The 17,542-nt window shown below is 73.6% G+C and carries 12 protein-coding genes; 9 read left to right on the top strand and 3 right to left on the bottom strand.

The window, feature by feature from the left end; genetic code table 11:
* Positions 1–189 precede the first annotated feature (189 nt).
* Together ACFWJO_RS36265 and ACFWJO_RS36260 are read left to right on the top strand one after the other, a co-directional pair.
* On the top strand, positions 190–3,945 hold the full coding sequence (locus ACFWJO_RS36265; RefSeq protein WP_386872263.1) for a glycosyltransferase family 2 protein: 3,756 nt from the start codon (positions 190–192) through the stop codon (positions 3,943–3,945).
* Entirely contained in the window at positions 3,942–5,471 is a 1,530-nt protein-coding gene (locus tag ACFWJO_RS36260; protein ID WP_386872261.1) for a DUF5719 family protein, read from the top strand. Before ACFWJO_RS36265 ends, ACFWJO_RS36260 begins: the two co-directional genes overlap by 4 nt.
* Positions 5,472–5,622: 151 nt before the next feature.
* On the opposite strand, the gene ACFWJO_RS36255 is transcribed toward ACFWJO_RS36260, so the two are convergent.
* Positions 5,623–6,039 (bottom strand): metallopeptidase family protein, encoded by a 417-nt coding sequence (locus tag ACFWJO_RS36255; RefSeq protein ID WP_386872265.1) that lies wholly within the window; start codon positions 6,037–6,039, stop codon positions 5,623–5,625.
* 356 nt (positions 6,040–6,395) lie between these two features.
* Between ACFWJO_RS36255 and ACFWJO_RS36250 the strand changes: the two genes are divergently transcribed.
* From ACFWJO_RS36250 to ACFWJO_RS36225, 6 genes are all read left to right on the top strand, one after another.
* Positions 6,396–6,791: a DUF3499 domain-containing protein gene (locus tag ACFWJO_RS36250; protein ID WP_385695986.1), complete on the top strand. Its 396-nt coding sequence runs from the start codon at positions 6,396–6,398 to the stop codon at positions 6,789–6,791.
* Positions 6,792–6,988: 197 nt separating this feature from the next.
* The gene (locus tag ACFWJO_RS36245; RefSeq protein WP_386872259.1) at positions 6,989–8,350 is read left to right on the top strand and encodes a phosphomannomutase/phosphoglucomutase; all 1,362 of its coding nucleotides are present in this window, start codon (positions 6,989–6,991) and stop codon (positions 8,348–8,350) included.
* A 711-nt stretch (positions 8,351–9,061) separates the two neighbouring features.
* Complete coding sequence (locus tag ACFWJO_RS36240) at positions 9,062–9,244, top strand: Trm112 family protein (protein WP_128985075.1); 183 nt, start codon at positions 9,062–9,064, stop codon at positions 9,242–9,244.
* Between the two features lie 175 nt (positions 9,245–9,419).
* Positions 9,420–10,574 (top strand): SIS domain-containing protein, encoded by a 1,155-nt coding sequence (locus ACFWJO_RS36235; protein ID WP_386872257.1) that lies wholly within the window; start codon positions 9,420–9,422, stop codon positions 10,572–10,574.
* A gap of 486 nt (positions 10,575–11,060) precedes the next feature.
* Complete coding sequence (manA, locus tag ACFWJO_RS36230; protein ID WP_386872255.1) at positions 11,061–12,212, top strand: mannose-6-phosphate isomerase, class I; 1,152 nt, start codon at positions 11,061–11,063, stop codon at positions 12,210–12,212.
* Positions 12,213–12,278: 66 nt separating this feature from the next.
* Positions 12,279–13,211 (top strand): cation diffusion facilitator family transporter, encoded by a 933-nt coding sequence (locus ACFWJO_RS36225; RefSeq protein ID WP_386872253.1) that lies wholly within the window; start codon positions 12,279–12,281, stop codon positions 13,209–13,211.
* A gap of 128 nt (positions 13,212–13,339) precedes the next feature.
* Here ACFWJO_RS36225 and lepB read toward each other — a convergent pair whose 3' ends face one another.
* Both lepB and ACFWJO_RS36215 read right to left on the bottom strand, forming a co-directional pair.
* Positions 13,340–14,014: a signal peptidase I gene (gene lepB, locus ACFWJO_RS36220; RefSeq protein WP_386872251.1), complete on the bottom strand. Its 675-nt coding sequence runs from the start codon at positions 14,012–14,014 to the stop codon at positions 13,340–13,342.
* Positions 14,015–14,110: 96 nt separating this feature from the next.
* On the bottom strand, positions 14,111–16,366 hold the full coding sequence (locus ACFWJO_RS36215) for a fructose-specific PTS transporter subunit EIIC (protein WP_386872250.1): 2,256 nt from the start codon (positions 16,364–16,366) through the stop codon (positions 14,111–14,113).
* A gap of 414 nt (positions 16,367–16,780) precedes the next feature.
* Between ACFWJO_RS36215 and ACFWJO_RS36210 the strand changes: the two genes are divergently transcribed.
* Positions 16,781–17,542, top strand: a 762-nt coding sequence (locus tag ACFWJO_RS36210) for an adenosylhomocysteinase (protein WP_386872248.1), incomplete at its 3' end; no start/stop codon positions are given.

The raw sequence follows: 17,542 nt of genomic DNA, 5'->3' as shown, positions 1-17,542 counted from the left end.
GGTCGGCCGTCACCGTGAGGCCGAACCGGCCGGCCCCCGACCGGTTCGGCCGCCCCCGTCGTCCGGCCACCGCCCCTCCATCGAGGCGCGGAAGCACCACCCCTCCTCCTCTGCCGTTAGTGTGGGCCTCCGTCCGAGACGCACCCACGCCCCCCGCGGGCGACCCCCGGCCGGAGGGCCCGTAGCTCGATGTCCTCAACTCCTGAGTTTCCGCGACACGTCGTCACCGCCGTGCTCGTCGCCCACGACGGCGCCCGCTGGCTGCCGGACGCCCTCGCCGGGCTCCTCGCCCAGGAGCGCCCCGTACAGAACGCCGTCGCCGCCGACACCGGCAGCGCCGACGACTCCGCGCGACTGCTCGCCGAATCCCTCGGCGACGACCGCGTCCTCCACCTCGCGCGCCGCACCGGCTTCGGTGCCGCCGTCGAGGAGGCCGCCCGCACCGCGCCCGTCCTCGGACCCGAGGAACTCCCGTACCTGAAGCGGCCCAGCGGCTGGGACCCGGTCACCCGCACCTGGCAGGACGAGAACTACGACCTGCCCGAACTCCCGTACGGCGAACCGGTGCAGTGGCTCTGGCTGCTCCACGACGACTGCGCGCCCGAGCCCGGCGCGCTCACCGAACTCCTGCGCGTCGCCGACTCCGACGAGCACGCCGCCGTCATCGGCCCCAAGCTGCGCGGCTGGTACGACAAGAAGCAGCTCCTCGAAGCCGGCGTCTCCATCGCCCGCAGCGGCCGCCGCTGGACCGGCCTCGACCGCCGCGAACAGGACCAGGGGCAGCACGACCAGATCCGCTCCGTCCTCTCCGTCTCCAGCGCCGGCATGCTCGTCCGCCGCGACGTCTTCGAGGAACTCGGCGGCTTCGACCGCCGCCTGCCCCTCATGCGCGACGACGTCGACCTGTGCTGGCGCGCCCACGCCGCCGGACACCGCGTCCTCGTCGCGCCCGACGCCGTCCTCCGGCACGCCGAGGCCTCCGCCCGCGAGCGCCGCACCGTCGACTGCGCGGGCCGCACCGCCGCCAACCCGCACCGCGTCGACAAGGCCGGCGCCGTCTACACCCTGCTCGCCAACACCCGCGGCGCCGCCCTGCCGTACGTGTTCGTCCGGCTCGTCCTCGGCACCCTGCTCCGCACCCTCGCCTACCTCGTCGGCAAGGCCCCGGGCCAGGCCGTCGACGAGATCATGGGTCTGCTCGCGACCCTGCTGCGGCCCGAGAAGATCCTCGCCGCCCGCAAGCGGCGCAAGAACCCCGCCGTCCCCGCCGGCGAACTCCGCTCCCTCTTCCCCGCGCCCGGCGCCACCGTCCGCGCCGCCGCCGAACAGCTCGTCTCCCACTTCGGCGGCTCCGACGCCGACTCCGGCGGCTCACGGCACGGCGCCGTCGAGTCCGGTCCCGGCGGCGACGACGCCGACTACCTGGAGATCGAGCAGTTCGCCCGCCTGAAGAAGATCGCCCGCAAGCCGGGCCCCGTCCTCTTCGCCCTGCTCCTCGTCGTCTCCCTGGTCGCCTGCCGCAACCTCTTCGGCGGCGGCTCGCTGGCCGGCGGCGCCCTGCTGCCCGCCCCCGACACCGTCTCCGGCCTCTGGTCGCGCTACGCCGACAGCTGGCACGCCATCGGCACCGGCGGCACCCAGACCGCCCCGCCCTACCTCGCCGTCCTCGCGGCGCTCTCCGCGCTCTTCCTCGGCTCCACCTCCTTCGCGCTGACCCTGCTGCTCGTCTGCTCGGTCCCGCTGGCCGGCGTCACCGCCTACTTCGCCTCCCGCGGCATCGTCGAGTCCCGGCTCCTGCGCGCCTGGGCCGCCGTCGCCTACGCCTTCCTGCCCTCCGCCACCGGCGCGCTCGCCACCGGCCGGCTCGGCACCGCGGTCCTCGCGATCCTGCTGCCGCTGATCGCCCGCGCCGCCGTCGCCGCCCACGGCCTGAACCGGCCCCCCGGCGAGCGCGGCAGCTGGCGCGCCACCTGGGCGTACACCTTCCTCCTCACCTTCGCGACGGCGTTCACCCCGGTCGTCTGGCCGCTCGCCGTCGTCCTCGGCATCGGCGTGCTCGTCCTGCGCCGCGACGACATCACCGCCTACGGACTGCGCTTCCTCGCCGCCGCCGGCACCCCGATCCTCGTCCTGGCCCCCTGGTCGCTGTCCCTCCTGACCAGCCCCTCCGCCTTCCTGCGCGAGGCCGGTCTCGACGTCCGTACGGGCACGGCCTCCGCGCTCGACCTGCTCGGCGGCAGCCCCGGCGGCCCCGGCACCACCGGCGGACTTGTCCTCATCGGGTTCGTGCTCGCCGCGCTCGCCGCCCTGCTGCGCGAGGAGCGCGCCTTCGCGGTCCGCGCCGCCTGGGCCGCCGCCCTCGCCGGACTCCTCTTCGCCGTCCTCACCAACGGTGCCGGTGACGCCGAGACCGGCTGGGCCGGGCCCGCCACCCTCGTCTACGCCGCCGCCCTGCTCGCCGCCGGCACGATCGGCGCCGAAGGCGGCCGCACCCGGGTCGCTGCCCACGGCTTCGGCTGGCGCCAGCCCGTCGCCGCGCTCGTCGCGCTCGCCTGCGCCGCCGGCCCGCTGGTCGCCGCGGCCGGCTGGATGATCGGCGGCGCCGACGGCCCGCTCACCCGCCGCGACCCCGTGCAGGTTCCCGCCTTCGTGGCGTACGAGAGCGGTCAGGGCGCCCAGCCCCGGACCCTCGTCCTCGGCGGCGACGCGGCCGGCGAGGTCTCGTACACCCTGGTCCGCGGCTCCGGCGCGCACCTCGGCGACGCCGAACTGACCATGACCGGCGAGAGCGAACCGCTCCTGGACAAGGCCGTCGCCCACCTGGTCGCCGGCTCCGGCGCCGACCAGACCGAAGCCCTCAGCGGCTTCGCGATTCGCTTCGTCCTCGTACGGGACGGGGCGCCGCGCCAGATGATCCGGGTCCTCGACGCCACTCCCGGCCTGAACCGCCAGAGCGAGCAGGACGGCGGCGCCCTGTGGGCCGTCGGCGACCGCACGGCCGGCCGGGCGACGGTCGTCACCGCCGCGAAGGGCGACGGCAGCAAGGAGAGCACCACGCTGGACGCCGTCGCCGGCGGTCCCGTGGACGCGCGGTACGAGATCCCGGCGGGCGGCGCGGGCCGCGTCCTGCGCCTCGCCGACCGCGCCGACGAGGGCTGGACCGCCACCCTCGGCGGCACGGAGCTGAAGCCCGTCACCGTCGACGGCTGGGCCCAGGGCTTCGAACTGCCCGCCGGCGGCGGCCGCCTCGAGCTCACCCACCAGCAGCCGGTCACCCACACCGCGTGGATCTGGACCCAGGTCTTCCTCGCCGTCGTGCTGCTCGTCCTCGCCCTGCCCGGCCGCCGCCGCGACATCGACGACGACCTGCCCGACGAGGAGCTCGCCATCCCCGCGCAGGCCACCGCCGCCGAGGGCGACGGCCGCCGCGCCCGCCGTCTGCGCGCCGCCGCCGAAGCGGAGGCCGCCGCGGCCGCCGAACCCGAGCCGGCCCCGGCGCCCGCGCCGGGATACGCACCGCAGCCCGGATACGCACCGGAGCCGGGCTACGCCCCCGAGCCGGGGTACGCCCCCGAGCCGGGGTACGCACCGGAGCCCGCGACCGGCCCGGGCCCCGGACCCGTACCCGTATCCGTGCCCGCGCCTGCTCCGGCACCCGAGCAGCCGGCCTACGAGCCCCAGCAGGAGTGGGCCCAGCAGGGCTACTACCAGGACCAGTACGCGTACGACCCGTACGCGCAGCAGGGGTACGACCCGCAGCAGCAGTACGACCCGCAGCAGTACGGCTCCCAGCAGCAGTACGACCCGTACGCCCAGCCCAACGGCTACGAGCAGCAGCAGCCGTACGAGACGTACGACCCGTACGGCTACGGGCAGCAGCAGGAAGAGCCGCACCAGCCGCACCAGCAGCACCAGCAGCGTCCCGACGGGAGCAGCAACCAGTGAAGCGCACGACCCTCTCCCTGATCGCCGTCGCCACCACCCTGGCCGCGGTGACCGGCGTCGCCGCGCTCACCGCGCCCGACGGCATCACGACGCAGACCCTGGAGGCCCGCGCACCGCTGCCCGTGGAGCGCACCAGCCTGCTCTGCCCCGCGCCGAGCAGCTCGGAGGTCGCGGAGACCACGTACACCTCGTACACGCCCGCCGCCAAGGGCGCCACGGGCGAGCGCTCGCAGTCGGAGGCGGCGCAGTCAGCCAGGGCCGAGCTGAAGCCCGCCCCCGAGGCGCCGATTCCCGGCGACACCCCGCCGAAGAAGGGCAAGGAGCCCAAGGCGCCCGCGACCGTCACGAAGCCCGGCACCCCCGTCGGCGCCGAGGCGAACGGCGCCGACGCGCCCGCCCTGACCGGTTCCGCGAACGGCACCCTCGCCCCCGGCTGGACCGTCCAGCAGACCACCGTCGTCCCGGCCGGCGGCGCACGCGGCCTGCTCGGCGTCACCTGCACCGCCCCGGACACCGACTTCTGGTTCCCGGCCGCCTCCACCGCCAAGCAGCGCCAGGACTACGTCCACCTCACCAACCCGGACGACAGGAGCGCCACCGCCGACATCGAGCTGTACGGCCCCGAGGGCGCCCTCAAGCTGCAGGACACCAAGGGCATCGAGGTCCCCGGCCACTCCACCGTGCGGGTGCTGCTCTCCCCGCTCACCACCGACCCCGCGCAGCAGGACCTCACCGTTCACGTGTCCACCCGCGGCGGACGCGTCGGCGCCGTCGTCGGCGCCGCCGACGACACGGCGGGCAGCGACTGGCTGCCGGCCGCCGCCGACCCGGCCGGCACCGCCGTGCTGCCCGGCATCCCCGCCGACGCCACCTCCGTCCGGCTCGTGGCGTACGCGCCGGGCGACGACGACGCCGACCTGAAGGTCCAGCTGGTCACCCCGACCGGCACGATCGTCCCGGCGAGCGCGTCCTCCCTGCACGTGAAGTCGGGCATGACCGCCGCCGTCGACCTGCCCGACCTCACCCGCGGCGAGCCCGGCTCGCTGCTCCTCACGCCGTCCGACCCGAAGAAGGCCACGCCGGTCGTCGCCGCGCTGCGGGTGGTCCGCGGCAAGGGCGACAAGCAGGAGGTCGCGTTCATCCCGGCGGCCGCCGCGATCGAGGGCCGCGCGACCGTAGCCGACAACCGGGCCAAGGGCTCCACGCTCGCCCTCACCGCGCCGGGCGCCACCGCACAGGTGCGGATCACCGCCTCGGCGGGCACGCAGGGCGGCACGCCCGTCACCAAGACCGTCACCGTGAAGGCGGGCACCACCACCTCGCTCGCCGCTCCCGTCCCTGACGGCCTCAAGGGCTCCTACGCGCTCACCGTGGAACACCTCTCGGGCGGCCCGGTACACGCCTCGCGCACCCTGGAGGTGCCGGAGGACGGCATCCCGATGTTCACGGTCCAGACGCTCACGGACGACCGGAGCACGGTGGAGGTCCCGAAGGCGAAGCAGGACCTGACGGTCCTGGAGGACTAGGGCAGGCCCAGCTCGGGAACGGGCAGGAGCAGTCCGAAGCAGGACAGAAGTGGGCAGAAACAGTCCACAGGAGCAGGACGGGAACAGGACGGGAACAGGTAGGAGAGGTCGGGGACGTCGAGGCCCCGGCAGGACCGACCCGTACGGGGCGTCAGTCCTGCCCGTAGCGCGGGTCGACGGACTCGGGGGAGAGGCCGAGGAGGTCGGCGACCTGCTCCACGACGACCTCGTGGACGAGGAGCGCGCGCTCGTCACGGCTCTTGGAGCGGATCTCGACCGGGCGACGGTAGACGACGACGCGGGCCGGCTCGTTCTTCTCGGCCGGCGTCGAGCCGCCCAGCGGCACCACCGACTCGCCCGAGACCGGCGGAGGGACCTCCATCACCATGAACTCGACGTCCGCCAGCTGCGGCCAGCGCCGCTCCAGCCGTTCCACCGAGTCGAGGACCAGATCGCGGAAGGTGTCCGCCCGGCTCGCGGACAGCGGAACCTGCGGCGGGGCGACCGGCCCCCGCATGCCACGGCCGTGCCGGTCGCGGCGACGCACGCGCGGCGCCGGGCTTTCCATGCTCTGGATGCTGTCCGTCACTGACGCAGCGTAACTCTCCCCGGTGTTCCCGGACCGGTCCTGAACGGCCATCACGGTGGCGTACGGCGGTCGGCGCTGTCGCAACACGACCGTTCCGGCCAAGCCAGGGCGCGATTTCCGGGACCCGAGGGATCGGCCGACTGGCCGTGATTGACCGGTTTTCCACCTGACGCTGTCCGGATCGCGCACCGCCCGCACCCGCCTTCCGCGCCGCTCCCGCAGGTCAGAACGGGCGATCGGACCCGGTCCGTGGCGGACGTCACACCGCGACACGGTGGAGTGACCTGGGGGAGAGTCGTCGCGGCCCGCTCAAGAGTGCGGTACCGTCCAACGTCGTGAGCCCTGTACGTCGCTGTTCGCGCACCGCGTGCGGCCGCCCTGCCGTCGCGACACTGACGTACGTCTATGCCGACTCGACCGCGGTCCTCGGCCCGCTCGCCACCTACGCCGAGCCCCACTGCTACGACCTGTGCGCCGAGCACAGCGAGCGCCTCACCGCCCCGCGCGGCTGGGAGGTCGTGCGGCTCTCCGACGGCACCGCTCCGACCCGCCCCAGCGGCGACGACCTCGAAGCCCTCGCCAACGCGGTACGGGAGGCGGCCCGCCCCCAGGAACGCGCGGCCGAGGCGGGCGGCGGCCCCGGAAAGCCCGGCGGCCCGGGCCGCGGCGGCGACCCGATGGAGGTCGGCCGAAGGGGCCACCTGAGGGTGCTGCGTTCCCCCGACAACTGATCAGGGGCCGCTGAGAGCGGATCCCGGCTGCCGTCGGGAACTGGCCCGCCTCTCCCCGGGAACAGGTCCGGTTTTGCCCGCGAACTGAGCCCGAGAACTGATCAAGGTCCCCTCCCGGGTAGTTTGGGCGTTCCGTACGCGCGCCGCATCCGCGCGTCCGTGAGTGGTGTTGCCGAGACTTTCAGGAGGGTTGATCCGTGGCTGCTGATCTGTCGCAGATCGTGAAGGCGTACGACGTCCGCGGGGTGGTGCCGGATCAGTGGGACGAGAGCCTGGCCGAGCTGTTCGGCGCCGCGTTCGTCCGGGTCGTGGACGCCGACGCGATCGTCGTCGGCCACGACATGCGCCCCTCCTCGCCCGGCCTCGCCGCCGCCTTCGCGCGCGGTGCCGCCCGCCTCGGCGCCGACGTCACCATGATCGGCCTGTGCTCGACCGACCAGCTGTACTTCGCCTCCGGGCAGCTCGGCCTGCCCGGCGCGATGTTCACGGCCTCGCACAACCCGGCGCAGTACAACGGCATCAAGATGTGCCGCGCGGGCGCCGCGCCGGTCGGCCAGGACACGGGCCTGTCCGACATCCGCGAGCTCGTCGAGCGCTGGTCGGACGAGGGAGCTCCGGAGCCGGCGGCGCAGGCCGGCACGGTCACGGAGCGCGAGACGCTGAAGGACTACGCGGCCCACCTCCTCTCCCTGGTCGACCTCACCGCCATCCGCCCGCTGAAGGTCGTGGTGGACGCGGGCAACGGCATGGGCGGCCACACCGTCCCGACGGTCTTCGACGGCCTGCCGCTGACCGTGGTGCCGATGTACTTCGAACTGGACGGCACCTTCCCGAACCACGAGGCCAACCCGCTCGACCCGAAGAACATCGTCGACCTCCAGGCCCGTGTGCGCGCCGAGGGCGCGGACCTCGGTCTGGCCTTCGACGGCGACGCCGACCGCTGCTTCGTCGTCGACGAGCGCGGCGAGCCGGTCTCCCCGTCCGCGATCACGGCGCTGGTCGCGGCGCGCGAGCTGGCGAAGACCCCGGGCGGGACGGTCATCCACAACCTGATCACGTCGTGGTCGGTCCCGGAGGTCGTCCGCGAGAACGGCGGCACGCCCGTCCGCACCCGCGTCGGCCACTCCTTCATCAAGGAGGAGATGGCCAGGACCGGCGCGATCTTCGGCGGCGAGCACTCCGCCCACTACTACTTCAAGGACTTCTGGAACGCGGACACCGGCATGCTCGCCGCGCTCCACGTCCTGGCGGCCCTCGGCGGCCAGGACGGCCCGCTGTCCGGCCTGGTCTCCGCCTACGACCGCTACGTCTCCTCCGGCGAGATCAACTCGACGGTGGCCGACCAGGCCGCCCGCCTGGCCGCCGTGAAGGCCGCGTTCGCGGACCGCGAGGGCGTCACCCTCGACGAGCTCGACGGCCTGACGATCACCTCGGCCGACTGGTGGTTCAACCTCCGTGCCTCCAACACCGAGCCCCTCCTCCGCCTGAACATCGAGGCCCGCGACGACAACCAGATGCAGTCCCTCCGCGACGAGGTCCTGACCCTGGTCCGCGCGTAAGCCCACGCAGCCACAACGGTCTGAGGCCCGCCCCGTCCCGGGGCGGGCCTCAGCCGTTCCCGCTCCGCGCCGGGCGGTCCCTGCCACACCCCCACACCCCCGCTGGCTGAGCCCGCCCGCGCCGCATCGGGCCCGGCAGTCCGCCTTCCGTCGCGCGCCGTTGGGCCCCGCGCCTCTCTGGGCCCGCATGGCGCTGGCCCCGCACCCCGCTGGGCCCGCGCTCCGCGCGGGCGGTGCCCCCGACTCCCCCCCGTGTGGGCATTCGTCCCGCTGGGGCGGGACGGGTGGGCACACGGGACGGCGCCCTCGGCGGGCGCGTTCCGCCCCTGCACCTGCCCGCCACCCCTGCGGCGGCGCCCTTCAGCACGCGCCCCGCACGGCGCACGCCGCGCCCGACGCCCGGCGCCGTCAAACCGCCCCCGCACCCGGCCCCCGCCCGACGGCCGGCGCCGTCACCCGCCGTACGCGCACCCGCCCCCACCCCACGGCCGGCGCCGTCAACAAGTCGCCCCCCGTTCCCCCACCCACCCCCTCCCCGTCGCCTCCCCGCCGCCCCCACCCCGCACCGTTGCCCCGGCGCCGCCCCGCCCCTCGTCGGGCGCGCCGCCCGCGGCCCGGCGGTAGGCTGACCTGGCCCGAGACCGTCGTACGTACGGGCCCCGCCACGCAGCGGCCCGCACGTACCACCCGCACCGTCCGAAGGGACCACTCATGCCGCTCGAAGCCGGCCTCCTGGAGATCCTGGCCTGCCCGGCCTGCCACGCCCCGCTGAACGACCGGACGGCGGAGGAGACCCCGGAGCTCGTCTGCACCTCCACGGACTGCGGGCTCGCGTACCCGGTCCGCGACGGCATCCCGGTCCTGCTGGTCGACGAGGCCCGCCGCCCCGAGTAGCCCGCGCCGAACGCCCGCCCCGCGCCCCGGGAAGCAGGCGCGGGACGCGGCGCGAGGCGGACGCGGTGACGCGTACGCCTCGGCGTACCCCTCGGCGTACCCCTCGGGGGGATGACCCCGCCGGCCCACCCGGCCGGCCCCGCTCCGACGACCCCGACGACCGGAGGCCCGCCACATGCTCGACGAGACCCTCCTCGACGCACCGGACGCCCTCGCCCTCGCCGACCGCCGCGGCCTGCTCCGCGGTGCCGCCGAGGCGGGCGCGCGGGTAAGGACCGCCGCCCGGCACGCCGCCGAGGCCGGCATCTCGGCACTGCGCCCCGAGGGCCGCCCGCGCGCCGTCCTCGTCGCCGGCCCCGGCACCGCCGCCGTCGGCGTCGCCGACCTGGTGGGCGCCCTCGCGGGCGCCGCGGCCCCGGTGATCCGCCTCCAGCCCACGGGCGTCGCTCCCGCGGCCGGCGCGCTGCGCTGGGCGCTGCCCGGCTGGGCGGGTTCGGTGGACCTGCTGCTCATCCCGACCACGGACGGCTCGGAGCCGGGCCTCGCGCTCCTGGCCGAGCAGGCGTACCGCCGCGGCATCACCGTCGTGGCCGTCGCCCCGAAGGACTCCCCGCTCTCCGAGACGCTGAGCGGTTCGCGCGGCCTGCTCGTACCGATGGCGCTGGCCCCGCACGAGACGGCCGAGGAGTACGCGGAGTCCCTCGCCGCGAGCCCGGGCGACCTGTGGGCGCTGTTCACGCCGTTGCTCGCGCTGCTCGACCGGGTGGGCCTGGTCGAGGCCCCGTCGGAGGAGCTCGAGCAGGTGGCGGACCGCCTGGACCGTACGGCGGAGCGCTGCGGCCCGGCCATCGCCACGTACAGCAACCCGGCGAAGACGCTGGCCGCCGAGCTCGCCGACTCGCTGCCGCTTGTCTGGACCGAGGGCGAGGCCGCCGGCCCGGCCGGCCGCCGCTTCGCCGCGGTCCTGGCCGAGCTGGCGGGCCTGCCCGCGCTCGCGGCAGAGCTGCCGGAGGCGCTGCCCGCCCACGGGATGCTGCTGGCCGGGGACTACGCGGCCGGCGCCGACCCCGAGGACTTCTTCCGCGACCGCGTCGACGAGCAGCAGGCGCTGCGAGCCCGTGTCGTCCTCCTCCGCGACCGCCCGGCCGAAGGCAACGTGCTGAGCGCCGCCCCGGCCGCCCGCGAACTCGCCCTCGGCCACGGCACGGCGATCAGCGAACTGGAGCCGGAGGAGGGCAGCCCACTGGAGAACCTGGCGGAACTCCTCGCCGTCACGGACTTCGCCGCCGTGTACCTCTCCCTAGCCTCGGCGGGCCGAGCACCCGAGTAGCGACGGGGCAGCCCGCCGGAAGCCGCAAGGCGCCGACCGGTCCCGCAAGGAACACCGGGAGCCGAGCGAGCCCACGGGAAGTCCACTGGGAAGCCCACCGGAAGCCCACCGGAAGCCCGCTCAGACCCGCCCGAAGCCCGCCAGATCAGCCGACGACCCCGAGCCGCGACAAGCGAGAAGCCCCCCGGAAGCCTCCCGAGAGCCCCGGAAGCTTCCCGAGAAGCCCCAGAAGGCCCCAGAAGCCCTCGTAAGGCCCCTGAGAGCCCCTTGAAAGACCTCGGTGGGCCCTGACCGCACTCCGAAAAGGGCCTCGGCGGATCCCAGGCGCCCCCCGCGGCCCCCGCGGACCCGGAGGACCCGGAGGACCCGCAGGACCCACAGACCCGGCGCCCACCACACAGCCGCCCCCACCCGTCCCACCCGCCCCACCCTTGACGCCCCCACGTCCATCACCGCATCACCGCACTGAAAAGAGCTGGAAGCCCCATGGACCGCCTCGTCAACACCGTCCGTCCGTACGCCTGGGGGTCGACGACGGCCATCCCGGAACTCCTCGGCGTCGCCCCCACCGGGCAGCCCCAGGCCGAACTGTGGATGGGCGCCCACCCAGGCGCCCCCTCCCGCACCGACCGCGGTCCTCTCAACGAGGTCATCGACGCCGACCCCGTACGCGAACTCGGCCCGGCCGCCGTCGAGAAGTTCGGGCCCCGGCTGCCCTTCCTCTTCAAGGTGCTCGCCGCCGGCGCCCCGCTCTCCCTCCAGGTGCACCCCGACCTCGCCCAGGCGCGCGAGGGCTTCGCCGCCGAGGAGGCCGCGGGCATCCCGCTCGACGCCCCGCAGCGCAACTACAAGGACGCCAACCACAAGCCCGAACTCATCTGCGCGCTCACGCCGTTCCACGGCATGTGCGGCTTCCGCGAGCCCGTCGAGGCCGCCGACACCATGGCCGCGCTCGGCGTGAACTCCCTCAAGCCGTACGTCGACCTCCTCCACGCCCACCCCGAAGAGGCCGCGCTGCGCGAGGTCCTGACCGCGCTGCTGACCGCCGACCACGAAGCGATGGCCCACACCGTCGCCGAGGCCGCGCACGCTGCCGCCCGCCTAGGCGGCGCCCACGCCCCGTACGCCCGGATCGCCCACCACTACCCCCACGACCCGGGTGTGCTGGCCGCGATGCTGCTCAACCCGGTCACGCTCCAGCCCGGCGAGGCCCTTTACCTCGGCGCCGGCGTCCCGCACGCCTACGTCGACGGGCTCGGCGTCGAGATCATGGCCAACTCCGACAACGTGCTGCGCTGCGGCCTCACTCCCAAGCACGTCGACGTCCCCGAACTCCTGCGCGTCGTCCGCTTCGAGCCGACCGACCCGGACGTCCTGCGCCCCGAGGCCTCCCCGTCGGGCGAGGAGGTCTACGACACCCCCATCGACGAGTTCCGGCTGTCCCGTTTCGTACGGGCCGAGGGCGCCGCCCCGACCGACCTCACCGCCCCGACGCCGCAGATCCTGCTCTCGGTCGCCGGCCGCCCCAAGGCCGGCGAAGTCACCCTCGCGCCGGGCGAGTCCGTCTTCGTACCGGCAGGCGAAAAGACCGAACTGTCCGGTACGGGGACGGTCTTCCGCGCGACCGTCGTGGCCTGATGGAACAATGACCCGCCGTACAGCGGCGGACGGCGCTGCGAACCGACGAAGGGAACACACAGACCCATGAGCGCGTCAGGCGGAACCAAGGCGATCGTGGCGGCGCTCGCCGCCAATCTCGCGATCGCCGCAGCCAAGTTCGTGGCGTTCCTCTTCAGTGGTTCGTCCTCGATGCTCGCCGAAAGCGTCCACTCGCTCGCCGACTCCGGCAACCAGGGACTGCTGCTGCTCGGCGGCAAGCGCGCCCAGCGCGAGGCCACGCCACAGCACCCCTTCGGCTACGGCCGCGAGCGCTACATCTACGCCTTCCTCGTCTCGATCGTGCTCTTCTCGGTCGGTGGCATGTTCGCCATCTACGAGGGCTACGAGAAGATCAAGCACCCGCACCCGATCGAGGCCTGGTACTGGCCGGTGGGCGTCCTCGTCTTCGCGATCATCGCGGAGAGCTTCTCCTTCCGCACCGCGATCAAGGAGTCGAACGAGATCCGCGGCAACCTGTCCTGGAAGGAGTTCGTGCGCCGGGCGAAGGCCCCCGAGCTGCCCGTCGTCCTCCTGGAGGACCTCGGCGCCCTCGTCGGCCTCGTCCTCGCCCTCGGCGGCGTCGGCCTGGCGCTGGCCACCGGCAACGGCGTCTGGGACGGCATCGGCACCGTCTGCATCGGTGTGCTGCTGGTCCTCATCGCGATCGTCCTCGCCGCCGAGACCAAGTCGCTGCTGCTCGGCGAGGCCGCCGGCGTCGACGAGGTGAAGAAGATCGAGGCGGCGATCGTCGACGGCGAGACCGTCACCCGCCTCATCCACATGCGCACGCTCCACCTCGGCCCGGAGGAGCTGCTGGTCGCGGCCAAGGTCGCGGTCCGGCACGACGACACCGCCGGCGAGGTGGCACGCGCGATCGACGCGGCGGAGGAGCGCATCCGCGCCGCCGTCCCGATCGCCCGGGTGATCTACCTGGAGCCGGACGTCTACAGCGAGCAGGCCGCCGCCAAGGGCGCCTGACCGCCGGACACGTGCGAGGCCCCGGACCTGAGGTACTCAGGCCGGGGCCTCCCGCATGTCCGGCGCGTGGGCTGTCCCACCTGGGGTCACCCCTGGGCCGTCCCACCTTGGCCGTCACGCCTGGGATGTCACGCCTGGGTCGGGACGTACGGGGGAGGCACAGACGGTCCGGTTCCGGTACGACGGGCCGACCGCCGCCCGGTCAGCCACCCGCCGAGGCCGAGGCCGAACCCGACGAGGAGCACCACCGCACCCCCGAAGAACCCGACGACGGCACCGACCGCGCCCAGCGGGCTGTCGATCGCCCGCTCCCGCACGGCCGCGACCGGGACCGTCCCGCCGTCGAGCTCCTGGTGGAAGCGCGAGTCGAAGGAGTCGCCCCGGTTGTCGCCGAGCAGGAACAGCCGCCCCTCCGGGACCTCGATCTGCTCGAAGGGGTAGCCCGCGACAGAGTCGCCGTCGAGGACGTACGGCTCCGAGAGCGGCCGCTCGTTGACGAACACCTGCCGTTCGTCGGCTTTGATCCGGTCACCGCCGACCCCGATCACGCGCTTCACGACGAGTACGTCACCGGTGCCCCACTGCGGCACGGAGACGAGCACGACGTCGCCGCGCCGCACTTCCGACGGTTCGACGCTCTCGGCGAAGAGCGTTTCGCCCGGCTCGTAGGTGGGCCGCATCGACGCCGCGGGCACGTTGTGGCCCGGATAAGCGCTCCGCAGCACCCAGCCTCCGGCCATCAGCACCACTCCCAGCGCCAGCAGCACACCGCCCGCGATCCGCAGTCCCCGCCCCGGTCTCATCCCTCAGCCCTCCAGCAGTCCGGCCCGCACCCTATAGGTGCGGGCCGACAGCGGAAGGACGCGGCCGGTGGGTCGGTGCCTCTCCAGGCGACGGCCCTACCGGATCTCGCCGAGCAACCCCAGGACGTCCGCACGGTCCGACGCCTCGAGGAGTCGCTCGCGGAAGTCCGCGTCCATCAGTTTCCGGGAGAGCAGGGCGAGGATCCGCAGGTGCTCGTCCCCGGCGGCGGCCTCCGGCACCGCGATCATGAAGATCAGCCGGGCCTTCGTGTCGTCGAGCGAACCCCACTCGACACCTTCGGGCGAGCGGGCGAAGCCCACGACGGGCGAAGTGACCGCGTCCGTCTTGGCGTGCGGGATGGCGATCTGCTCGCCGAGCCCGGTGGTGCCCTGCTGCTCCCGAGCGAACGCGGCCCGGACCAGCCCGTCGAGGTCGGTCACCTTGCCGGTCGTCGCCAGCAGCGCCGCCATCTCGCGGATGGCCGCATCCTTGTCACCGGCGTCGAGCCGAGCTTTCACGGTCCGCCCGGTCAAATACCCGGACAGCACCTGAGTCGTTTCCTGGTCCGGTACGGGCACGGGCACGGGCACGGGCTCGGGCCCGGGCACGGGCACGGTCGCGGCGTCGGGCACAGGCACGGGCAGGCCCTCGGTGTCGGGCACGGGCAGGCCCTTGGTGGCGGATACGGGCGAGGCCGTACGCACAGGCGCGAACGAGGTCCCTCCTGCGAGGCCGCTCCCACCGCCGCTCCCACCCACCAGCACGGACTCGCGCACGGACCCGGGCACGGCGGCAGGCACTGCCCCAGGCACAGCTCCGGCTGCGGCAGCGGGCACCGCCCCGGCCACGGCGGCAGGCGCCCGGCCCCGGTTCCGCCGCTCGCGGATGTCGATGAGCGCGTTGGTGGCGAGGGCGGTGACCATCGTGCCCGCTGCCACCGCGAGGAAGAACATCGGCACTCCGCCGACGGCGCCGAGCACGGCCACGATCGGCCCGCCGTGCGGCACCGCGTCCGTCACGCCGGCCATGCCGGCGAGCGCACCGGCGACCGCGCCGCCCAGCATGTTCGCGGGGATCACCTGCGCGGGCCTGGCCGCCGCGAACGGGATCGCGCCCTCGGAGATCCCGAACACGCCCATGAAGAGCGAGGCCATGCCGGTCTCCCGCTCCTGCTCCGTGTACAGCTTGCGGCGCAGCAGCGTCGCCAGGCCCTGGCCGAGCGGCATGACCGGGATGGCAGCCGCGCACATGCCCATGACGGTCTGGTTGCCGGTCGCGATGAGTCCCGCGCCGAAGAGGAACGCCGTCTTGTTGACCGGACCGCCCATGTCGAACGCGATCATCAGGCCGAGGATCGCGCCCAGCAGGATCGCGCTGGTGCCCGTCATCCCGCCCAGCCAGCTCGTCAGGTGCTCGAAGACCCATGAGATCGGCTGACCGATGACGTAGATGAAGAACAGTCCGAGTGCCGTGGTGGCCAGGATCGGGATCACGATGATCGGCATGATCGGCTGGACGAACTTCGGGACCCGGACCTTCTTGATCCACGCCACCAGGTAACCGGCGAGGAAGCCGGTCACGATGGCGCCGATGAACCCCGCGCCCGCCTCGGAGTGGTACAGCGAGCCGTCGTTGGCGATCCAGCCGCCGATCATGCCGGGCACGAGCGCCGGCCGGTCGCCGATGGCGTAGGCGATGTATCCGGACAGGATCGGCACCATCAGCTTGAAGCCGATGACGCCGATGTTGTTGACGTCCATCCAGAAGGAGCCCTTCGGGATGACGAGCCCGTCGGGCGTCGCGTGGCCGCCGACGGCGAGCGAGATCGCGATGAGCAGACCGCCGACGACGACGAACGGGATCATGTACGAGACGCCGTTCATCAGCGCCTTGTACGCGACGCTCCGCTCCTTCCCGCCACCGCCGGGACCACCACCTGACCGGCTCGAACCGGGTGCGCCCCCGCGCCCCCCACCGCTGTTGCCGTCGCTGTTGCCGTCGCCCTTGCCCTCGCCGTGAACGGGCGCGCTGCGCACCTGCTCGATCAGCCGCTCGGGATGGCGAATGCCCTCGGCCACGCCGACGACGAGGACCCGCTTGCCCGCGAACCGGCTCAGGTCCACGTCCTTGTCCGCGGCGACGATCACGCCGTCGGCATGACTGACATCGTTGTCACTAAGTGTGTTCTCGGTTCCGATAGAGCCCTGGGTCTCCACCTTCATGTCCACGCCGGCGGCCTCGGCGGCCTGCGCGAGCTTCTCGGCGGCCATGTAGGTGTGGGCGATGCCGGTCGGACACGCGGTCACCGCGAGCAGTTTCGGCCTCTGCTGCCCGCCCGCCGGACTGGTCACGAGCTTCTCCTCATGGCTGTTCCTCCCGCTGCCTGCACCGGGCTGCTGCGCTCCGGCCTCCCGAGCATCGTGCCGGACACGCATCTGGCGTCAAAAGTCCGTAAGGCCCTGAATGTGCGGGTCGCAGGACCTTTTGTCGAGCCCGTATCCGGCCGAATCCCGCACGGGTTCCGCGACCGACGGACTGTGGGTCGCTGCGCCGATCGGTGTAGATTCGTGACCAGCCAGACGTCGCTGCTGATGGCGGTCGGGCGGTCAGTACATGGACCGGCCGAGGGAGAGAGGGCCTCCGACGACTGCACCGCGGACCCACGCGGGCGTACCCGGGCATTCGTATGCCCGCGTCGCCCACAGCTGCGGTGCCAGGTGCCCACTCGACCCCTCGAACCCGATTGACGAGGAGCAGCTCCAGTCATGACGACTGTCGCCAAGCAGGACTTCAAGGTCGCCGACCTCTCCCTGGCCGCGTTCGGCCGCAAGGAGATCACCCTCGCCGAGCACGAGATGCCCGGCCTGATGTCGATCCGCCGCGAGTACGCCGAGCAGCAGCCGCTGGCCGGCGCCCGGATCACCGGCTCGCTGCACATGACCGTGCAGACCGCCGTGCTGATCGAGACCCTGGTCGCCCTCGGCGCCGAGGTCCGCTGGGCCTCCTGCAACATCTTCTCCACCCAGGACCACGCCGCCGCGGCCATCGCCGTCGGCCCCAACGGCACCCCCGAGAACCCGCAGGGTGTCCCGGTCTTCGCCTGGAAGGGCGAGACCCTGGAGGAGTACTGGTGGTGCACGGAGCAGGCCCTGACCTGGCCGAACACGCCCACCGGCGGCCCGAACATGATCCTCGACGACGGTGGTGACGCCACCCTCCTCGTCCACAAGGGCGTCGAGTTCGAGAAGGCCGGCTCGGCCCCGGACCCGTCCACCGCGGACAGCGAGGAGTACGGCTACATCCTCCGCCTCCTCAACCGCACGCTCGCCGAGAGCCCGCAGAAGTGGACCCAGCTGGCGTCCGAGATCCGCGGTGTGACCGAGGAGACCACCACCGGCGTCCACCGCCTCTACGAGATGATGCAGGCCGGCACCCTGCTGTTCCCGGCGATCAACGTGAACGACGCCGTGACGAAGTCGAAGTTCGACAACAAGTACGGCTGCCGCCACTCGCTGATCGACGGCATC

It is taken from the genome of Streptomyces sp. NPDC127092 (assembly GCF_042722475.1).
In the GTDB taxonomy this organism is placed as follows: domain Bacteria; phylum Actinomycetota; class Actinomycetes; order Streptomycetales; family Streptomycetaceae; genus Streptomyces.
This window is presented reverse-complemented; position numbering and strand designations above follow the sequence as displayed.

Excerpts from the sequence above, each read along its gene's own strand:
- ACFWJO_RS36265 (WP_386872263.1), top strand. The coding sequence starts at position 190 with ATGTCCTCAACTCCTGAGTTTCCGCGACACGTCGTCACCGCCGTGCTC.
- ACFWJO_RS36255 (WP_386872265.1), bottom strand. The coding sequence starts at position 6,039 with ATGGAAAGCCCGGCGCCGCGCGTGCGTCGCCGCGACCGGCACGGCCGT.
- ACFWJO_RS36240 (WP_128985075.1), top strand. The coding sequence starts at position 9,062 with ATGCCGCTCGAAGCCGGCCTCCTGGAGATCCTGGCCTGCCCGGCCTGC.
- ACFWJO_RS36235 (WP_386872257.1), top strand. The coding sequence starts at position 9,420 with ATGCTCGACGAGACCCTCCTCGACGCACCGGACGCCCTCGCCCTCGCC.
- manA (WP_386872255.1), top strand. The coding sequence starts at position 11,061 with ATGGACCGCCTCGTCAACACCGTCCGTCCGTACGCCTGGGGGTCGACG.
- ACFWJO_RS36225 (WP_386872253.1), top strand. The coding sequence starts at position 12,279 with ATGAGCGCGTCAGGCGGAACCAAGGCGATCGTGGCGGCGCTCGCCGCC.
- lepB (WP_386872251.1), bottom strand. The coding sequence starts at position 14,014 with ATGAGACCGGGGCGGGGACTGCGGATCGCGGGCGGTGTGCTGCTGGCG.